Here is a 16,090-nt window from a genome sequence, read left to right as displayed (position 1 = left end):
TAAAAATGTCGGCACTCAGCCGACATTTTTCACATCATTAGTAAATGCTAAAAGAGAAGTATTTTTTCTCGAGTTTCTTGTATGTGCCATCCGCAATGATTGCAGCGAGTGCCTTGTCAATATTCGCTTTCAAGTCTGCATCTTCTTTACGTAAACCGATAGCCGCACCTACACCCAATGTTTTGACATCAACCACATTGCCACCAGCAAAAGCGAAGTTTTTGCCTTTTGGTTGTTTCAAGAAAGCGCCATCAACCATGATTGCATCTTGTAAAGTTGCATCCAAACGACCAGACATCATGTCTTGGTAAATCAAATCTTGAGTTGGATAAGGAACAACACTCACACCTTTTGGAGCCCAATAAGTTTTAGCGTAAGTTTCTTGAATTGTGCCCTGCTGTACACCGACACGTTTACCTTTTAATGAAGTAGGTGTTGGTAATAACGGCGAACCTTTTTTTGCAACCATACGCGTTGGCGTGTTGTAGATTTTGCTACTAAATAAAATTTGTTTTGCACGTTCATCAGTAACAGTCATTGATGAAAGAATGCCATCAAATTTTTTCGCTTTAAGTGCGGGAATCATCCCGTCAAAAGAGTTTTCAACCCAAACACATTTAGCTTTGAGTTTTGCACAAATAGCATTACCCAAATCAACATCAAAACCAGTTAACTTGCCATCTGGTGTTTTATATTCAAACGGCGCATAAGACGACTCAGTACCAAAACGAATCACCTTCCAATCCTTTGCTTGGACATTCGTCGCAACAGCAGCCAGAACTAAGGTTGTTGAAACGAATATTTTTTTCATAAAGCTTGCCATCTTGAAGCTTCTCCTTAGAACACAAATAAGGTGATAAAAACTTGAGTATTTCGAACTTACTCATCTGCTGAAATAACAGCAATTTCTATACCATAAGTTAAGGATTTATGAAGATGTCTAAGCAATGATCTGTATTAACGGATTAAATGTTGAAAAATCAATCAAATTTTAAGATTAAGTTTTGAGCGTATAAGCTTCAGCAATATTATGCTGCTCGACCAAAGTACGAATTGTATATTCATGACCAGTTTCTTTATCACAGGCAAATTCACATTTCTGATCGAAAGGTAAAGCTGTACCGCCAAGTAATGGACAGCCTGCAAAAAGTTCAGCGACCCAATCTACAAACACTTTTACTTTAAGCGATAAATGACGATTTTGAAGATAAACTGCTGAAATCGGCATCGGTGCTGGCGTCCACTGAGGCAATACCTCTTTTAACAAACCTGATTCTAAATGATTGGTGAGCATATAACGTGGGCCTTGAATTATACCAAAACCTTGCAAAGCCAAGTCGATATAAGCATCACCGTCATTTACCGAAACACGTCCACGTACTGACACACTTTTAATTAAATCATCAACCACAAAGTCCCAATCGAAGTTGCGTCCGGTACGGCTTGAAAAGAAGTGAATCGCTTTATGATTTTTTTGCAAATCTTCAATTGAGGTAGGTTCGCCATATTTTTCTAAATAAATCGGTGAAGCAGCTGTTGCACACTGGAAAGTTCCGATACGACGCGCAATTAAGCTTGAATCTTTTAATTCACCCACCCGAATTGCACAATCAACCGCTTCTCCAACCAAGTCTACAGGTCGGTCGTTCAGACCAATCACTAAATCAATATCAGGATAGCGTGCATGAAAATCGCGGAGCCTTGGAATTAAAATTAAACGTCCAATCGATACAGGCACATCAATACGAAGCTGACCTCTTGGCCCCCGCTCTGCATCATGAAAAGAAGATTCAATATCGGCAACATCCGCTAAAATACGGGCTGTCCGATCATAATATACGGCGCCATCCGGTGTGAGACTAATTTTTCGTGTTGTCCGATTAAGCAATCGAACTTGTAAATGCTTCTCTAAAGCCTGAATGGTTGTAGTCACAGAAGCACGCGGTAAACCCAAACTATCAGCTGCTAAACTGAAACTATTTGTTTCAACAACTTTGTTGAATACTCTCATGGCATGAAATAGATCCACACGCACACTCCTATTAATGCATTTTCTAGTGCAAACACATCAATTGTTATAAAAATACGAATAGTGTTATCAAATTTAATATATTTATTCGTGATTGACAAACTTTTATGCTCCGTCCATTCCATAAACCCTGTTTCTCCCATACGGACCATAACTAAAAGTCTGAAAACAGGTATCCAAATAACTAGGAGCACCTCATGTCATTTTCCCGCAAACAGTTTGCACTGTCTGCCATCTTTGTCGCTATTTTAGCAACCGGTGGCAGTTTTATGTTGTTACATGAAAATGCCGATGCAAAAGCTGCACCAACCGCTGCCCAACAAGCTGCTACTGTTGATGTAGCCCCAGTAGTAAGCAAAACCATTACCGATTGGCAAGAATATTCCGGTCGTTTAGAAGCAATTGATCAAGTTGATATTCGACCTCAAGTTTCAGGAAAACTCATTGCCGTACATTTCAAAGATGGAAGCCTCGTTAAAAAAGGTGATTTACTTTTCACAATCGACCCTCGTCCTTTTGAAGCAGAACTGAACCGTGCAAAAGCCCAGCTTGCTTCAGCTGAAGCACAGGTAACATATACCGCAAGCAATCTTTCGCGTATTCAACGTCTCATTCAGAGTAATGCTGTTTCTCGCCAAGAACTGGATTTAGCCGAAAATGATGCACGTTCAGCCAATGCTAACCTGCAAGCCGCTAGAGCTGCTGTCCAATCTGCACGTTTAAATCTGGAATACACCCGTATTACTGCACCAGTCAGCGGCCGGATTTCACGAGCTGAAGTCACCGTTGGTAATGTAGTTTCTGCAGGTAACGGCGCACAGGTTTTAACAAGTTTAGTGTCTGTATCACGCCTATACGCATCTTTCGATGTTGATGAACAAACTTACCTGAAATATATCAGTAATCAGCGTAATTCAGCACAAGTACCTGTCTATATGGGACTTGCCAATGAAACAGGCTTTACTCGCGAAGGTACGATCAACTCAATCGATAACAACCTGAATACAACCTCAGGTACGATTCGTGTTCGCGCAACTTTTAACAATCCAAACGGTGTTTTATTACCGGGCCTATATGCACGAATTCGTTTAGGTGGAGGCCAACCTCGCCCAGCGATTCTGATTAGTCCAACCGCGGTTGGTGTCGATCAAGATAAACGTTTTGTCGTAGTAGTGGATGCGAAAAATCAAACTGCTTATCGCGAAGTAAAACTCGGTGCCCAACAAGATGGCTTGCAAATCGTAAATAGCGGATTACAAGCGGGTGATCGTATTGTAGTGAATGGTTTACAGCGAATTCGTCCGGGTGACCCTGTTACACCGCATCTCGTTCCTATGCCAGATTCACAAATCACTGCTAACGCTACTCCTCAACCTCAGCCAACAGATAAAACATCAACTCCGGCAAAAGGTTAATCACATATGAATATTTCTAAGTTTTTTATTGATCGGCCGATCTTTGCTGGTGTGCTATCAGTCTTGATTTTACTCGCTGGTCTCCTTTCGGTATTTCAGTTACCGATTTCTGAATATCCGGAGGTTGTTCCACCATCTGTGGTGGTACGTGCCCAATATCCGGGTGCAAACCCAAAAGTGATTGCTGAAACGGTTGCTTCTCCGCTCGAAGAGTCAATCAACGGCGTCGAAGACATGCTGTATATGCAATCTCAAGCAAACAGCGACGGTAACCTAACCATTACGGTGAACTTTAAGCTCGGTATCGACCCAGATAAAGCCCAACAATTGGTTCAAAACCGTGTGTCTCAGGCCATGCCTCGTTTACCTGAAGATGTACAGCGCTTAGGTGTAACCACACTAAAAAGCTCACCTACTCTAACTATGGTGGTACATCTGACCTCCCCAGATAATCGCTATGACATGACCTACTTACGTAACTATGCGGTGCTCAACGTGAAAGACCGTTTAGCGCGTTTACAAGGGGTTGGTGAAGTCGGATTATTTGGTTCTGGTGACTACGCGATGCGTGTATGGCTTGACCCGCAAAAAGTAGCACAGCGTAACCTTACAGCCACTGAAATTGTGAATGCAATCCGTGAACAAAACATTCAGGTTGCAGCGGGTACAATCGGTGCATCACCAAGTAATTCACCTTTACAGCTTTCGGTCAATGCTCAAGGTCGTTTAACCACTGAGCAAGAATTTGCCGATATCATTTTAAAAACTGCTCCCGACGGTGCAGTCACCCGATTGGGTGATGTTGCACGTGTTGAGCTCGCAGCTTCACAATATGGCTTACGTTCATTACTCGATAATAAACAAGCTGTCGCAATTCCAATTTTCCAAGCTCCGGGTGCGAATGCTTTACAAGTTTCCGATCAAGTGCGTAGCACGATGAAGGAGCTTTCAAAAGATTTCCCATCTTCAATTAAATACGACATTGTTTATGACCCGACTCAATTCGTACGTGCCAGTATTAAAGCGGTCGTTCATACCCTACTTGAAGCAATTGCACTGGTTGTTGTGGTTGTTATTTTATTTTTACAAACATGGCGCGCCTCAATCATTCCATTGCTTGCCGTACCGGTTTCAATTATTGGTACATTCGCGCTCATGCTCGCTTTTGGTTACTCAATCAATGCGCTATCACTGTTCGGGATGGTGCTTGCCATCGGTATTGTCGTCGATGACGCGATTGTGGTCGTCGAAAATGTCGAGAGGAATATTGAAGCAGGCTTAAACCCAAGGGAGGCGACTTACCGTGCCATGCGAGAAGTCAGTGGACCGATTATTGCCATTGCTTTAACACTTGTTGCAGTATTCGTACCTCTTGCCTTTATGACAGGCTTAACAGGGCAATTCTATAAACAATTTGCCATGACTATTGCCATTTCAACGGTTATTTCGGCATTTAACTCGCTTACCCTATCTCCTGCTTTAGCAGCGCTGTTACTGAAAGGACATGATGCTAAACCGGATGCCTTAACACGTATTATGAATCGTTTATTCGGTCGTTTCTTTGCACTGTTTAACCGTGTGTTTTCACGTGCTTCAGATCGTTATAGTCAAGGTGTCAGCCGTGTCATTTCCCATAAAGCTTCGGCAATGGGTGTCTATGCAGCACTTCTAGGTTTAACCGTTGGTATTTCCTATATTGTTCCAGGTGGTTTCGTTCCTGCGCAGGACAAACAATATTTAATTAGCTTTGCGCAGCTACCAAACGGCGCGTCATTAGATCGTACCGAAGCGGTGATTCGTAAAATGAGTGACACTGCGCTTAAACAACCTGGTGTAGAAAGTGCGGTTGCCTTTCCCGGCCTATCAATTAACGGTTTCACCAATAGCTCGAGTGCCGGTATTGTCTTTGTGACCTTAAAGCCATTCGATGAACGTAAGGCTAAAGACTTATCTGCAAATGCTATTGCAGGTGCTCTCAACCAGAAATATTCAGCTATTCAAGATGCCTATATTGCGGTTTTCCCACCACCACCCGTGATGGGCTTAGGCACCATGGGCGGCTTTAAACTGCAACTCGAAGACCGAGGTGCCTTAGGCTATTCAGCCTTGAACGATGCTGCTCAAAACTTTATGAAAGCAGCACAATCAGCCCCTGAACTTGGTCCAATGTTCTCAAGTTATCAAATTAACGTGCCTCAACTGAATGTAGATCTGGACCGTGTAAAAGCTAAACAGCAAGGCGTTGCTGTGACAGATGTTTTCAACACTATGCAGATTTATTTAGGTTCTCAGTACGTTAACGACTTTAACCGCTTTGGACGTGTTTATCAGGTTCGTGCACAAGCCGATGCGCCTTTCCGTGCTAACCCTGAAGATATTTTGCAGCTTAAAACCCGTAATAGTGCCGGACAAATGGTGCCATTATCTTCATTGGTGAATGTAACTCAAACCTATGGTCCTGAAATGGTCGTTCGTTATAACGGTTACACATCAGCAGATATTAACGGCGGCCCTGCACCGGGTTATTCATCTAGCCAAGCAGAAGCTGCGGTTGAACGTATTGCTGCACAAACTCTACCGCGTGGTATCAAGTTTGAATGGACAGATTTAACTTACCAAAAAATCTTGGCTGGTAACGCTGGACTTTGGGTATTCCCTATTAGCGTATTACTCGTGTTCTTGGTTTTAGCTGCTCAGTATGAAAGCTTAACCCTACCATTAGCAGTTATCTTAATTGTACCAATGGGAATCTTAGCGGCTCTGACAGGTGTCTGGCTGACTGCTGGAGATAACAACATCTTTACTCAAATCGGTCTAATGGTACTGGTCGGGCTAGCCTGTAAAAATGCCATTTTGATTGTCGAATTTGCGCGGGAACTTGAAATGCAAGGTGCGACTGCCTTTAAAGCAGCCGTTGAAGCAAGTCGTCTACGTTTACGCCCAATTTTAATGACCTCTATTGCATTTATTATGGGTGTAGTGCCACTGGTTACTTCAACTGGTGCAGGTTCTGAAATGCGACATGCGATGGGTGTTGCCGTATTCTTCGGCATGATCGGTGTAACATTCTTTGGTTTATTCCTCACCCCTGCCTTTTACGTTCTGATTCGTACCCTCAACAGCAAACATAAACTGCATTCTGCGGCAGTTCATGAAGCGCCGTTAGCTAGCCCACACGATCATTAAGGAGGACATTTGGTGATTACATCAAAACAAAACTGGTTGTTGTCCTCACTCATGGGAAGCCTGCTCCTTGCAGGCTGCTCATTAGCTCCGGAATATCAACCTGCAAAAGTTATAGTGCCAGTCAAATTCAAAGAATCTGACCCCAAACTTGAAGATAATAACTGGAAGATTGCCCAACCTGCCGATCAGCAAACTCGTGGTGAATGGTGGCGCATTTACAATGATGCTCAACTGAATGAACTTGAACAGCAAGCTATCGCAGGCAACCAGAACCTAAAAGCGGTGGCAGCAAATATTCAGGCTTCACGTGCACTACGTTCGGCAGCTCAAGCTGAACGCTTACCAAGTATTGATGCCGGATTTGGGCCAACCCGCCAAAAGCCGTCTCCAGCTTCACTCGGTTTAGATGACAATGCACATACTTCGGCTCAAACCTTATGGCGAGCTCAAGCCAATGTTTCATATGAGCTCGATTTATTTGGTCGTGTAGCAAGTAGTGTCAACGCAGCAACAGCGGATCTACAGCAACAAGAGGCACTATATCAGTCGGCACTTTTAGCTCTACAAGCGGATGTAGCTCAAGGTTATTTTCTGATACGTCAACTTGATACCGAACAGGCAATTTATAACCGTACAATCAAATTATTAGGTGAAACACGAGATTTAATGCAGCTTCGTTTTAAAAACGGACTGGTCAGTGAATTAGATGTTTATCGTGCACAAACCGAACTTGCTACCGCACAAACCACTGCCCTAAATATTGCTCGTAACAGAGCCAGTGCAGAACATGCGCTTGCAGTCTTATTAGGAAAACCACCAGCAGACTTTAACTTGGCAGTTCAACCTTTAACTGCAAATAGTATCCGTCTCCCTGCCGGTTTGCCGTCAACTTTACTTGAAAGACGACCCGATATTGCGGCTGCAGAGCGTGCAATGGCAGCAGATAATGCGCGTATTGGAATTGCTCGTGCAGCATTTTTCCCAAAACTCAGTCTTACAGGAGCTTTAGGTTATGAATCTTCAAGTTTAAGCGAGTTGGGTAAATGGTCGAGTCGGACTTTTTTACTAGGACCTGTCGCCGGTACTATTTTGTCGTTACCTTTATTTGATGGTGGACAACGTAAAGCAGGCGTTGCTCAAGCAAGAGCGGCTTATGAGGAAAGCGTCGCCAACTATAGACAAACTGTACTAAACGCATTTCGCGAAGTTGAAAATGGTTTATCTGATCAAAGAATTCTCGATCAGCAAATTCAGGCTCAAAACCAAGCACTCTCCTCTTCTCATCATGCCAATCAACTTTCTCATTTACGTTATCGAGAAGGTGCTATTAGCTATCTTGATGTCATTGATTCTGACCGCACTATTTTGCAACAAGAACAATTAGCAGCTCAGCTGAAAGGCAGCCAAATCATTGCAAGCATCAATTTAATCCGTGCTTTAGGGGGCGGTTGGAGTAGTTAATAAAAAAAGCGCCTTACGGCGCTTTTTTTATATACACAAATTATTTTGCATATACAGGGAATTTTGCACAAACAGCTTCAACTTTTGCTTTTACATCAGCAATAACTTTTTCGTCACCTTTGCTATCAATCACGTCAGCGATCCAACCAGCAAGTTCACGGACTTCAGTTTCACCAAAACCACGAGTTGTTACTGCCGGACTACCGATACGGATACCAGAAGTCACAAATGGAGAACGTGGGTCATTTGGAACTGAGTTTTTGTTCACAGTAATGTGAGCAGCACCTAACCAAGCATCTGCATCTTTACCAGTTACGTCTTGTTTGATTAAAGATAACAAGAATAAGTGGTTATCTGTACCACCAGAAACAACATCATAACCACGTGCGATGAATACTTCAGCCATTGCTTGAGCATTTTTCACAACTTGTTGTTGGTAAGCTTTAAAGTCGTCAGACATTGCTTCTTTGAAGCAGATTGCTTTAGCAGCAATCGCATGCATTAATGGACCACCTTGGTTACCAGGGAATACAGCTGATTGAAGTTTTTTCTCGATTTCTTCATTCGCTTTCGCAAGGATTAAACCAGAACGTGGACCACGAAGTGTTTTGTGAGTCGTCGTTGTTGTTACGTCAGCAATTTGAACTGGGTTTGGATATACACCAGCAGCAACAAGACCTGCAACGTGAGCCATATCAACAAAAAGGTAAGCACCAACTTTGTCCGCGATGTCACGGAAACGTTGCCAATCTACAACACGGCTATAAGCAGAGAAACCAGCAACGATCATACGTGGCTTGTGTTCCAATGCTAAACGTTCAACTTCTTCGTAATCAATCTCACCAGTTTCAGCATTTAGACCATACTGAACAGCGTTATACGTTTTACCAGAGAAGCTAACTTTTGCACCGTGAGTCAAGTGACCACCGTGAGCCAAGCTCATACCTAAAACTGTATCGCCTGGGTTAAGAAGTGCTAAATAAACAGCAGAGTTAGCTTGTGAGCCAGCGTGTGGTTGAACGTTTGCGTAATCTGCACCAAAAAGTTCTTTAGCACGGTCAATCGCCATTTGCTCAATAACATCTACAAATTCGCAACCGCCATAATAGCGTTTGCCAGGATAACCTTCTGCGTATTTGTTCGTAAGTTTTGATCCTTGCGCTTCCATTACCGCAGGAGAGCAATAGTTTTCAGATGCAATTAACTCGATATGTGCTTCTTGACGCTCATCTTCAGAAGCAATTGCTTGAGCTAATTCTGGATCAAATTCAGAAATGGAAATATTGGCAAACATTAGCGGGGGTCCTATAAATTAGGGCTTTTAAGCCGTGCTAAGATTGCGGCATATTGTAGCATGAACTTTATAATTAAACAGAATGAAGTTAGCTCAGTTTTAAATAAAAATGGCTCAAGTTTTATAAAAAATGAGCCATTGTTTATAAATCAATTAAAAAGCTCGTTTAAAGCTTATATTTTAAATTTATCCATCGTTAATTTTAGCTTACAATAATATTAAAAAGTCTTTAAATATCAATAACTCTATTGAGCTGATAGTAAAGTCTGAACATTTCCAACAATATTATCTACATTACTACTCATCGCCGTACCATGATCCCAGTTACCCGTCACATAACTATTAATTTTAGTACCTACGACAGTGGCATTAGATATCAAGATATCCGTTGCTACTTTAGGTACTGTCGAATCTGCTAAACCCTGATAGATAATGATTGGTGTCGTAACTTTTACTTGTAACGGCTGCGAATCTTTATCTAAAAATGTTTTAACTAACGGTACAGCCATAAAGTTAGGCTGTGTGCGGGTATAACCGTCAAGTGTTCCATTATGTTCTGTAACATACTGAGTCATACCCGCTCCAAAGGCCTGTCCTAATGGTCCAGAACAAATTGTTTCCGCTTGTTGGGCAATACTTGAAATTTGTGGAGTAAATACTTGTGGATAATCAAAAGTGGGTTGTGTGTTGCGAATACCAGCTGTGACTAAAGCTGTATAAGTGTCAAGTTGAGCATACATTGAGATCTTTTTATCTAGAGTTGCATTCGCAACAGACTGCTCGCCTGCTATTAAAATAAAACCTAAATTAGAAGCAGGCGCTACGGCTACTGTACCTTTATATTCTAGTTGTGCACGGCTCGCATACTGTGCAGCTCCTAATGCAGCATGCCCACCTTGAGAATGACCTACAGTGACCCATTTTTTCGAAGTTAATAAATTACGTTGCGATAAATAGTTACGCGCTGCAACCACTGCATCGGTAATTGAAAAAGCCTCACTTTTAACATTTAAAAAAGGATGTATACCTGGGGTACCCAAACCTTCATAATCAGGTGCCACAACAACATAACCTGCTGCTAATAATTTACTAATTAAATCTTTTGTACTGTCTGCTAAAGCTGCTTTACTTGGTGCACATACATCTGCCACACCCGTAGTGCCATGCGCCCAGACTACAATGGGCCAACCGCCGACTGGTGGTGGAGTGTTTGGTGTAAACACTAGACTTGTTGCCTGCACTTCTTGTCCACTTTGACCTAACATTTTATAAGTTAAAATACTACTTTCTGCGGCAACTGATCCTAAGTTAGTACTTGTATAGGCTTCAACTTTAACAACTGGATTTTGAATATTATTGGTTGGAGTTCCGGATGGATTAGTAGTAGCTGGGCCATCATCACTACTTCCACCTCCACAAGCGACTAAAAATAAACTCGTACTAAGAACGCTCGTCATTAATAGTTTCATTTTCATTGGTATATCTTCCCTTAAATTCCATTTTTGTTGTGCTTTAGTTTTTTAATCAACATTCTCTAATGTCTTAAAAACAATTACGCCTAATCTTAATTTTCCGCAAGTTCTATTCGACAAAATCAATCCCTGAAAAATTCTATTTTTAATATAAATTGTCGTTCTCACCACTTTCTGCCTCACTTCAGGTTTTAAAGTGCGAGGCCAACTGTTAACATTCTTGGTTACTCGTAATTGTTTAAAGGGCCGGATATGCAAGCCATTATTTTAGATACAGAAACACATACACTAAATGGTTTGCCTATTGAAATTGCATATGCCCCTATTGAAATTAATGCAGGCAAGCTCACCTTAGATAAAAGCAAATTGTTTGATCAACTTTATCAAGTTGGGACCCCTATCTCTTACGCGGCTATGGCAGTACACCATATATTAGAATCAGATTTAGAAAATCAGCCCCACTATAAAACTTTTAAATTGCCAGACACTACAACTTATATTATTGGCCACAATATTGATTATGATATTGCCGCGATTGCACGTTGCGGTGTAGATGTTTCTCATATCAAACCGATTTGTACGCTAGCTTTAGCACGTAAAACCTGGCCTGATGCAGAAGCGCATAATATTTCAGCACTGATCTATATGATTTCTCAAGGCAGCAGCAAAGCTCGTGAATTACTCAAAGGTGCTCACCGTGCCGATGCGGATATTATTTTAACTGCCAATATCTTGATGCATATTGTCTATCATTTAAATATTCAAGACATTGAAGAGTTGTACCGAGTTTCTGAAGAAGCACGTATTCCCACAACAATTAACTTTGGCAAGCATAAAGGTACAGCTATTGCTGAACTCCCTAAAGACTATATTCAATGGCTATTGCGCCAAGACGAGCTGGACGTTTACCTACGTAAAGCATTAGAAAGTGCATTTTAAAGACCTAAATAGATGATATTCATAAATTCTTCATCATATTGTCATTTTTGAGTTTTATCGTTAGCTCCATTTATATTTTATTAAGAACAGTACTGTTTGATAGAAAAAATCAAACAGGCTACTTCATTTTTATATTGGGGAAAAATGATGGCTGGTTTTTATCGAACCAATTTGGGAAGAGTCGCGCTTCAACAACGTAATATTGCTTTAAATGCCAAACAAAGACGTTTACTTCTATTAATTGATCATGAAGATTTTCAAACTCTCAATACCGAGTTTAAAAAACGCATTGCTCCACCAGAACTCATTCAACAACTTATTGACTTAAAGCTTATTGCCCCTATTAGCGAAAACGATTCAGAATTTACTGAACAAATAGCTCTCTCAGAATCAACTACCACGAGTTTAGAAGTAAAAGTGCAACAAAAAAGCACTATAGATGTAAATGAAAGTGCTGATTTGACTGGAGAAATTAAAGTTTCTCTAGAACCATCATGCCATTCTTCAAATATTGAAAATATCCAACCCGTAGTTCCATTTGAACAACTTACTTTTGAAGAAATACAACAATTGATGAAGCAAAGCTTGAATCAATACTGTGGGCTTATGGCCAAACCACTTATTCAGAAAATAGAACAAATTAAAAATCTTCAAGAACTGAAAATGTGCCAAATGCAATGGATTACCAGTTTGCAAGAGTCAAGGATTCCCCCTCATGAGCTGGCGCATACGCTTCACTCTATTAATTATTCAATTCAGCTCATTCAGCAAAAGAACTAAAACATAACAAGCTGCTGTTTAATTAAGCATTAAATTCACTTGGTACGTATTTCGTGCTTTACCTGCAAGTGTTTTTTTCCTATGATGTGCCCCACACATGCGCTCGTAGCTCAGTTGGATAGAGTACAGGTTTCCGAAGCCTGGGGTCGTGGGTTCGATCCCCGCCGAGCGCACCATTTTATATATAATAACTTCATAAATTTATCTCAATTTTATAAAATTCCGACTATTTTACTTGGTTTATTAATCATTATCGCTCAAAATATACCCCTCTTTCATAATGTGAGAATTTCATGACTGATGCTTTGGTTTTAAGAGATTTGTCCAAAACATATCGTAATGGTTTTCAGGCGTTAAAAGGTATTAACCTCACTGTGCCTGAAGGTGAATTTTATGCGTTGTTAGGTCCAAATGGCGCCGGCAAATCAACAACCATTGGTATTATCAGCTCCCTCACGAAAAAGACCTCAGGAACAGTTGAGATTTTCGGACATAATCTCGACACTCATCCATCCTTAGCAAAACAGCAGCTTGGCGTTGTCCCTCAGGAATTTAACTTTGGGCAGTTTGAAAAAGCATTTGATATTTTAGTAACGCAAGCTGGTTATTACGGTATCCATAGAAAGATTGCAGAAAAGCGCGCAGAACATTATTTAGAAAAACTGGGCCTATGGGAAAAACGTAATATACAAGCACGTATGCTGTCAGGTGGTATGAAACGCCGTCTTATGATTGCCCGTGCCATGATGCATGAGCCTAAACTTCTTATTTTAGATGAGCCTACTGCGGGTGTAGATATTGAGTTACGCCGTTCTATGTGGGATTTTCTGACCGAAATGAACGAAAACGGTACTTCTATTATTTTAACGACACATTATCTCGAAGAAGCAGAAATGTTGTGTCGTCAAATTGCCATCATTGACCGTGGTGTCATTAAAGAAGATACCAGCATGAAAAGTTTCTTAAACCAGCTGAGTGAAGAGTCTTTTATTTTTGATTTGGCTGAACCTATTGCCCCACTCCAGCTCAATATTATTGGTGTGAAGTTCAACTTAATTGATAGTAGTACTTTAGAAGTAACAATGGATAAAGCACATACATTAAATGATTTATTCCAACTTTTAGAGTCACAAGGTATTCGTGTTCGCAGCATGCGAAATAAATCGAATCGTCTTGAAGAGCTATTTGTCAAAATGGTCGAGAAAAATCTTGAAGGAGCGGCAAAATGAACTTTAACCAACTGCAAATTGCCCTCTGGACTCTAGTTCGTAAAGAAGTACGCCGATTTCTACGCATTTGGCCACAAACCTTATTACCACCTGCAATTACCATGAGTTTGTACTTTGTCATTTTCGGTAATTTAGTTGGCTCACGTATTGGTGACATGGGTGGCGTAAGTTACATGCAATTTATTGTACCTGGCCTCATCATGATGGCTGTCATTACCAACAGTTATGCCAATGTATCATCGAGTTTCTTTAGTGTGAAATTTCAAAAAAGCATTGAAGAGCTGATTATGAGCCCTGTACCTCTGCATATTATTTTGTGGGGCTATGTTATTGGTGGTATTTGTCGAGGTGTCTTGGTTGGTGCAATCGTTACCGCGATGAGTATGTTTTTTACTGATCTTTTTATCCATAACTGGTTCGTAACTATATATACAGTATTAATTACATCCGTTTTATTTTCTTTAGGCGGTTTTATTAATGCAGTCTATGCAAAATCATTTGATGATATTTCTATTATTCCAACATTTGTACTTACTCCACTTACCTATTTAGGTGGTGTGTTTTATGCCATTAGTGCACTTGGTCCTTTTTGGCAAAAACTTTCTTTAATTAATCCTATTGTTTATATGGTAAATGCTTTCCGTTTCGGCATTTTAGGTCATAGTGACGTGAACGTTTCGTTCTCTTTAATCATTGTGACATTATGCTGTGCTGTACTTTACGGAATTGCTTATTATTTACTTGCTCGTGGTTCAGGAATGCGTGAATGAGTGTCGAACAGTCTTTATTGGGTAAAGAAACCCAATATCCAACTAGCTATCAACCCGATGTGTTATTTCCAATTGCACGTGCTCAATCTCGTGAAAAATATGCTCATATCGAAGGTATAACCCAAGGTAAAGATTGGTGGCACGTTTTCGAAATTTCTTGGTTGAATGCTCATGGTATTCCACAGGTTGCTATCGGCAGAATTACACTGCCAGCTTCTTCACCGAATTTGATTGAATCAAAGTCATTAAAACTTTATTTCAATAGTCTTAACTTCACTCAGTTTGACTCTACACAGTCATTCATTGAAACAGTTGAAAAAGATCTATCTGCTGCGGCAGGTGCAAAAGTTGAATTAACCCTATTTCAAGTAGATGATTTAGAGATTTCTAAACCTCAAGAGATCTGTATTGATAATCTTATGCCAGAGCGTTTAGAACAACATCCTGATGCTACTCTCTTAAAACTTGATGAGTCAGGTGAAGAAATCGAAGTTGAACTGTATTCTCATCTTTTGAGAAGTAACTGCCCAGTCACGGGCCAGCCGGATTGGGGGACAGTTTTTATTCGTTTTAAGGGCAAAAAACCTTGTTATCGTAGTCTTTTAGCCTATATTATTTCGTACCGTCAGCATAACGGTTTCCACGAACAATGTGTCGAACAAATCTTTGCCGATATTTGGCAAAATTTGCAACCTGAAAAGCTGATGGTTTATGCAACTTATACTCGCCGCGGTGGACTTGATATCAATCCTTGCCGAGTATCGGATCTTACATGGATGCCAAAACCGATTCGATTGGCACGACAATAAAACGAATAATTTGAGGATACACCATGCCGTTTTTTGGTTTTACCCCTTCTGAAGGCTTATTGAATGATATACAGACTGGAATTGCGAATAAAAATTCTAGTGAACCGTTATATCCACTTCGAGACAAAATCGCTTTACAACTCAATGAAGAAATTATTGAAAATGTACTTACTCAGTTAGTACAACATTTCCCAGCGAGTGAAAAAAGAGATACCGCCGAAAAACTAGCTGGTTATGTCAAATCAACAGTTGCCGTGCTTTTAAAGCAATTACTCAGCAAAGCGCCAAACGATGTGGTTAAACAGTCAGTTGAGTTTTCAGAGAAAAGCTTATTTAAAGATCCGCAAGGCCAATATAAAGTTGGCGTAGCTTTAGATGCTGGCCTAGTTACCAACTTGAAGCATAATTTTGCCGAGCTTCAAGCGGGTAATGATATTAATAAAGCAGCATTAGCAGAACTATATAAACAGTTCGGTGATGCTATGGTGAGACATTTTATGTCTGACTTTAATAAAACATTAGATTTAGGCATGATTAAGCGTAAAGCAGCCGATATTGGCGCTGCTGCTGTAACTAAAGCAGTTCATATTGCGATCGACAAACTCATTCCAAGTTTAAATCGCACTGAACTAAAAGCGATGGCTGAATATCATGATGGACTATTCTTTAACTAATAAAAAATAGTCTATCGGAAACCTGGTGAGAG

14 protein-coding genes and 1 tRNA gene are annotated in these 16,090 nt (G+C 40.7%); 11 read left to right on the top strand and 4 right to left on the bottom strand.

The window, feature by feature from the left end:
- Window positions 1–37: 37 nt before the first annotated feature.
- On the bottom strand, window positions 38–823 hold the full coding sequence (locus tag MKL62_RS19250; protein WP_000135838.1) for an ABC transporter substrate-binding protein: 786 nt from the start codon (window positions 821–823) through the stop codon (window positions 38–40).
- 174 nt (window positions 824–997) lie between these two features.
- Complete coding sequence (gene adeL, locus MKL62_RS19245) at window positions 998–2,029, bottom strand: multidrug efflux transcriptional repressor AdeL (RefSeq protein ID WP_002000718.1); 1,032 nt, start codon at window positions 2,027–2,029, stop codon at window positions 998–1,000.
- Window positions 2,030–2,226: 197 nt separating this feature from the next.
- Here adeL and adeF point away from each other — a divergent pair, with 197 nt between their 5' ends.
- From adeF to adeH, 3 genes are read left to right on the top strand one after another with little or no spacing between them, the layout of a single operon-like run.
- On the top strand, window positions 2,227–3,444 hold the full coding sequence (gene adeF, locus MKL62_RS19240; protein ID WP_005128253.1) for a multidrug efflux RND transporter periplasmic adaptor subunit AdeF: 1,218 nt from the start codon (window positions 2,227–2,229) through the stop codon (window positions 3,442–3,444).
- Window positions 3,445–3,450: 6 nt separating this feature from the next.
- Entirely contained in the window at window positions 3,451–6,630 is a 3,180-nt protein-coding gene (adeG, locus tag MKL62_RS19235; RefSeq protein WP_001027056.1) for a multidrug efflux RND transporter permease subunit AdeG, read from the top strand.
- Window positions 6,631–6,642: 12 nt separating this feature from the next.
- Window positions 6,643–8,091: a multidrug efflux RND transporter outer membrane subunit AdeH gene (adeH, locus tag MKL62_RS19230; RefSeq protein ID WP_030423597.1), complete on the top strand. Its 1,449-nt coding sequence runs from the start codon at window positions 6,643–6,645 to the stop codon at window positions 8,089–8,091.
- A 40-nt stretch (window positions 8,092–8,131) separates the two neighbouring features.
- On the opposite strand, the gene glyA is transcribed toward adeH, so the two are convergent.
- Entirely contained in the window at window positions 8,132–9,385 is a 1,254-nt protein-coding gene (glyA, locus tag MKL62_RS19225; protein ID WP_270899803.1) for a serine hydroxymethyltransferase, read from the bottom strand.
- A 60-nt stretch (window positions 9,386–9,445) separates the two neighbouring features.
- Between glyA and MKL62_RS19220 the strand changes: the two genes are divergently transcribed.
- Window positions 9,446–9,601: a hypothetical protein gene (locus MKL62_RS19220; RefSeq protein ID WP_002010476.1), complete on the top strand. Its 156-nt coding sequence runs from the start codon at window positions 9,446–9,448 to the stop codon at window positions 9,599–9,601.
- A gap of 29 nt (window positions 9,602–9,630) precedes the next feature.
- On the opposite strand, the gene MKL62_RS19215 is transcribed toward MKL62_RS19220, so the two are convergent.
- Complete coding sequence (locus MKL62_RS19215; protein WP_030423598.1) at window positions 9,631–10,860, bottom strand: alpha/beta hydrolase; 1,230 nt, start codon at window positions 10,858–10,860, stop codon at window positions 9,631–9,633.
- A 249-nt stretch (window positions 10,861–11,109) separates the two neighbouring features.
- Between MKL62_RS19215 and MKL62_RS19210 the strand changes: the two genes are divergently transcribed.
- The 7 genes from MKL62_RS19210 to MKL62_RS19180 all read left to right on the top strand — a co-directional run bounded on the left by MKL62_RS19210 (window position 11,110) and on the right by MKL62_RS19180 (window position 16,058).
- The gene (locus MKL62_RS19210) at window positions 11,110–11,796 is read left to right on the top strand and encodes a putative quorum-sensing-regulated virulence factor (RefSeq protein WP_001147935.1); all 687 of its coding nucleotides are present in this window, start codon (window positions 11,110–11,112) and stop codon (window positions 11,794–11,796) included.
- Window positions 11,797–11,940: 144 nt separating this feature from the next.
- Complete coding sequence (locus MKL62_RS19205) at window positions 11,941–12,576, top strand: hypothetical protein (protein ID WP_161778784.1); 636 nt, start codon at window positions 11,941–11,943, stop codon at window positions 12,574–12,576.
- A 99-nt stretch (window positions 12,577–12,675) separates the two neighbouring features.
- A tRNA-Arg gene (locus MKL62_RS19200) sits at window positions 12,676–12,752 on the top strand.
- A 117-nt stretch (window positions 12,753–12,869) separates the two neighbouring features.
- A complete protein-coding gene (locus MKL62_RS19195; RefSeq protein ID WP_000128669.1) occupies window positions 12,870–13,805 on the top strand; it encodes an ABC transporter ATP-binding protein in 936 nt (311 codons plus the stop codon).
- On the top strand, window positions 13,802–14,575 hold the full coding sequence (locus MKL62_RS19190; RefSeq protein ID WP_005128250.1) for an ABC transporter permease: 774 nt from the start codon (window positions 13,802–13,804) through the stop codon (window positions 14,573–14,575). The genes MKL62_RS19195 and MKL62_RS19190 overlap by 4 nt, the downstream gene beginning before the upstream one ends.
- On the top strand, window positions 14,572–15,384 hold the full coding sequence (gene queF / locus MKL62_RS19185) for an NADPH-dependent 7-cyano-7-deazaguanine reductase QueF (RefSeq protein WP_270899802.1): 813 nt from the start codon (window positions 14,572–14,574) through the stop codon (window positions 15,382–15,384). The genes MKL62_RS19190 and queF overlap by 4 nt, the downstream gene beginning before the upstream one ends.
- A gap of 23 nt (window positions 15,385–15,407) precedes the next feature.
- Window positions 15,408–16,058, top strand: coding sequence for a hypothetical protein (locus MKL62_RS19180; protein WP_001115740.1), 651 nt, complete (start codon window positions 15,408–15,410; stop codon window positions 16,056–16,058).
- Window positions 16,059–16,090: the final 32 nt, after the last annotated feature.

Origin of the sequence: Acinetobacter sp. AOR01_HL (genome assembly GCF_027855455.1) — a bacterium.
Classification (GTDB): domain Bacteria; phylum Pseudomonadota; class Gammaproteobacteria; order Pseudomonadales; family Moraxellaceae; genus Acinetobacter; species Acinetobacter baumannii.
This window is presented reverse-complemented; position numbering and strand designations above follow the sequence as displayed.

Bases quoted from the DNA above. Each gene is read 5' to 3' on its own strand.
- MKL62_RS19250 (WP_000135838.1), bottom strand. From the start codon at position 823: ATGGCAAGCTTTATGAAAAAAATATTCGTTTCAACAACCTTAGTTCTG.
- adeF (WP_005128253.1), top strand. From the start codon at position 2,227: ATGTCATTTTCCCGCAAACAGTTTGCACTGTCTGCCATCTTTGTCGCT.
- adeG (WP_001027056.1), top strand. From the start codon at position 3,451: ATGAATATTTCTAAGTTTTTTATTGATCGGCCGATCTTTGCTGGTGTG.
- glyA (WP_270899803.1), bottom strand. From the start codon at position 9,385: ATGTTTGCCAATATTTCCATTTCTGAATTTGATCCAGAATTAGCTCAA.
- MKL62_RS19220 (WP_002010476.1), top strand. From the start codon at position 9,446: ATGAACTTTATAATTAAACAGAATGAAGTTAGCTCAGTTTTAAATAAA.
- MKL62_RS19215 (WP_030423598.1), bottom strand. From the start codon at position 10,860: ATGAAAATGAAACTATTAATGACGAGCGTTCTTAGTACGAGTTTATTT.
- MKL62_RS19210 (WP_001147935.1), top strand. From the start codon at position 11,110: ATGCAAGCCATTATTTTAGATACAGAAACACATACACTAAATGGTTTG.
- MKL62_RS19205 (WP_161778784.1), top strand. From the start codon at position 11,941: ATGATGGCTGGTTTTTATCGAACCAATTTGGGAAGAGTCGCGCTTCAA.
- MKL62_RS19195 (WP_000128669.1), top strand. From the start codon at position 12,870: ATGACTGATGCTTTGGTTTTAAGAGATTTGTCCAAAACATATCGTAAT.
- MKL62_RS19190 (WP_005128250.1), top strand. From the start codon at position 13,802: ATGAACTTTAACCAACTGCAAATTGCCCTCTGGACTCTAGTTCGTAAA.
- queF (WP_270899802.1), top strand. From the start codon at position 14,572: ATGAGTGTCGAACAGTCTTTATTGGGTAAAGAAACCCAATATCCAACT.
- MKL62_RS19180 (WP_001115740.1), top strand. From the start codon at position 15,408: ATGCCGTTTTTTGGTTTTACCCCTTCTGAAGGCTTATTGAATGATATA.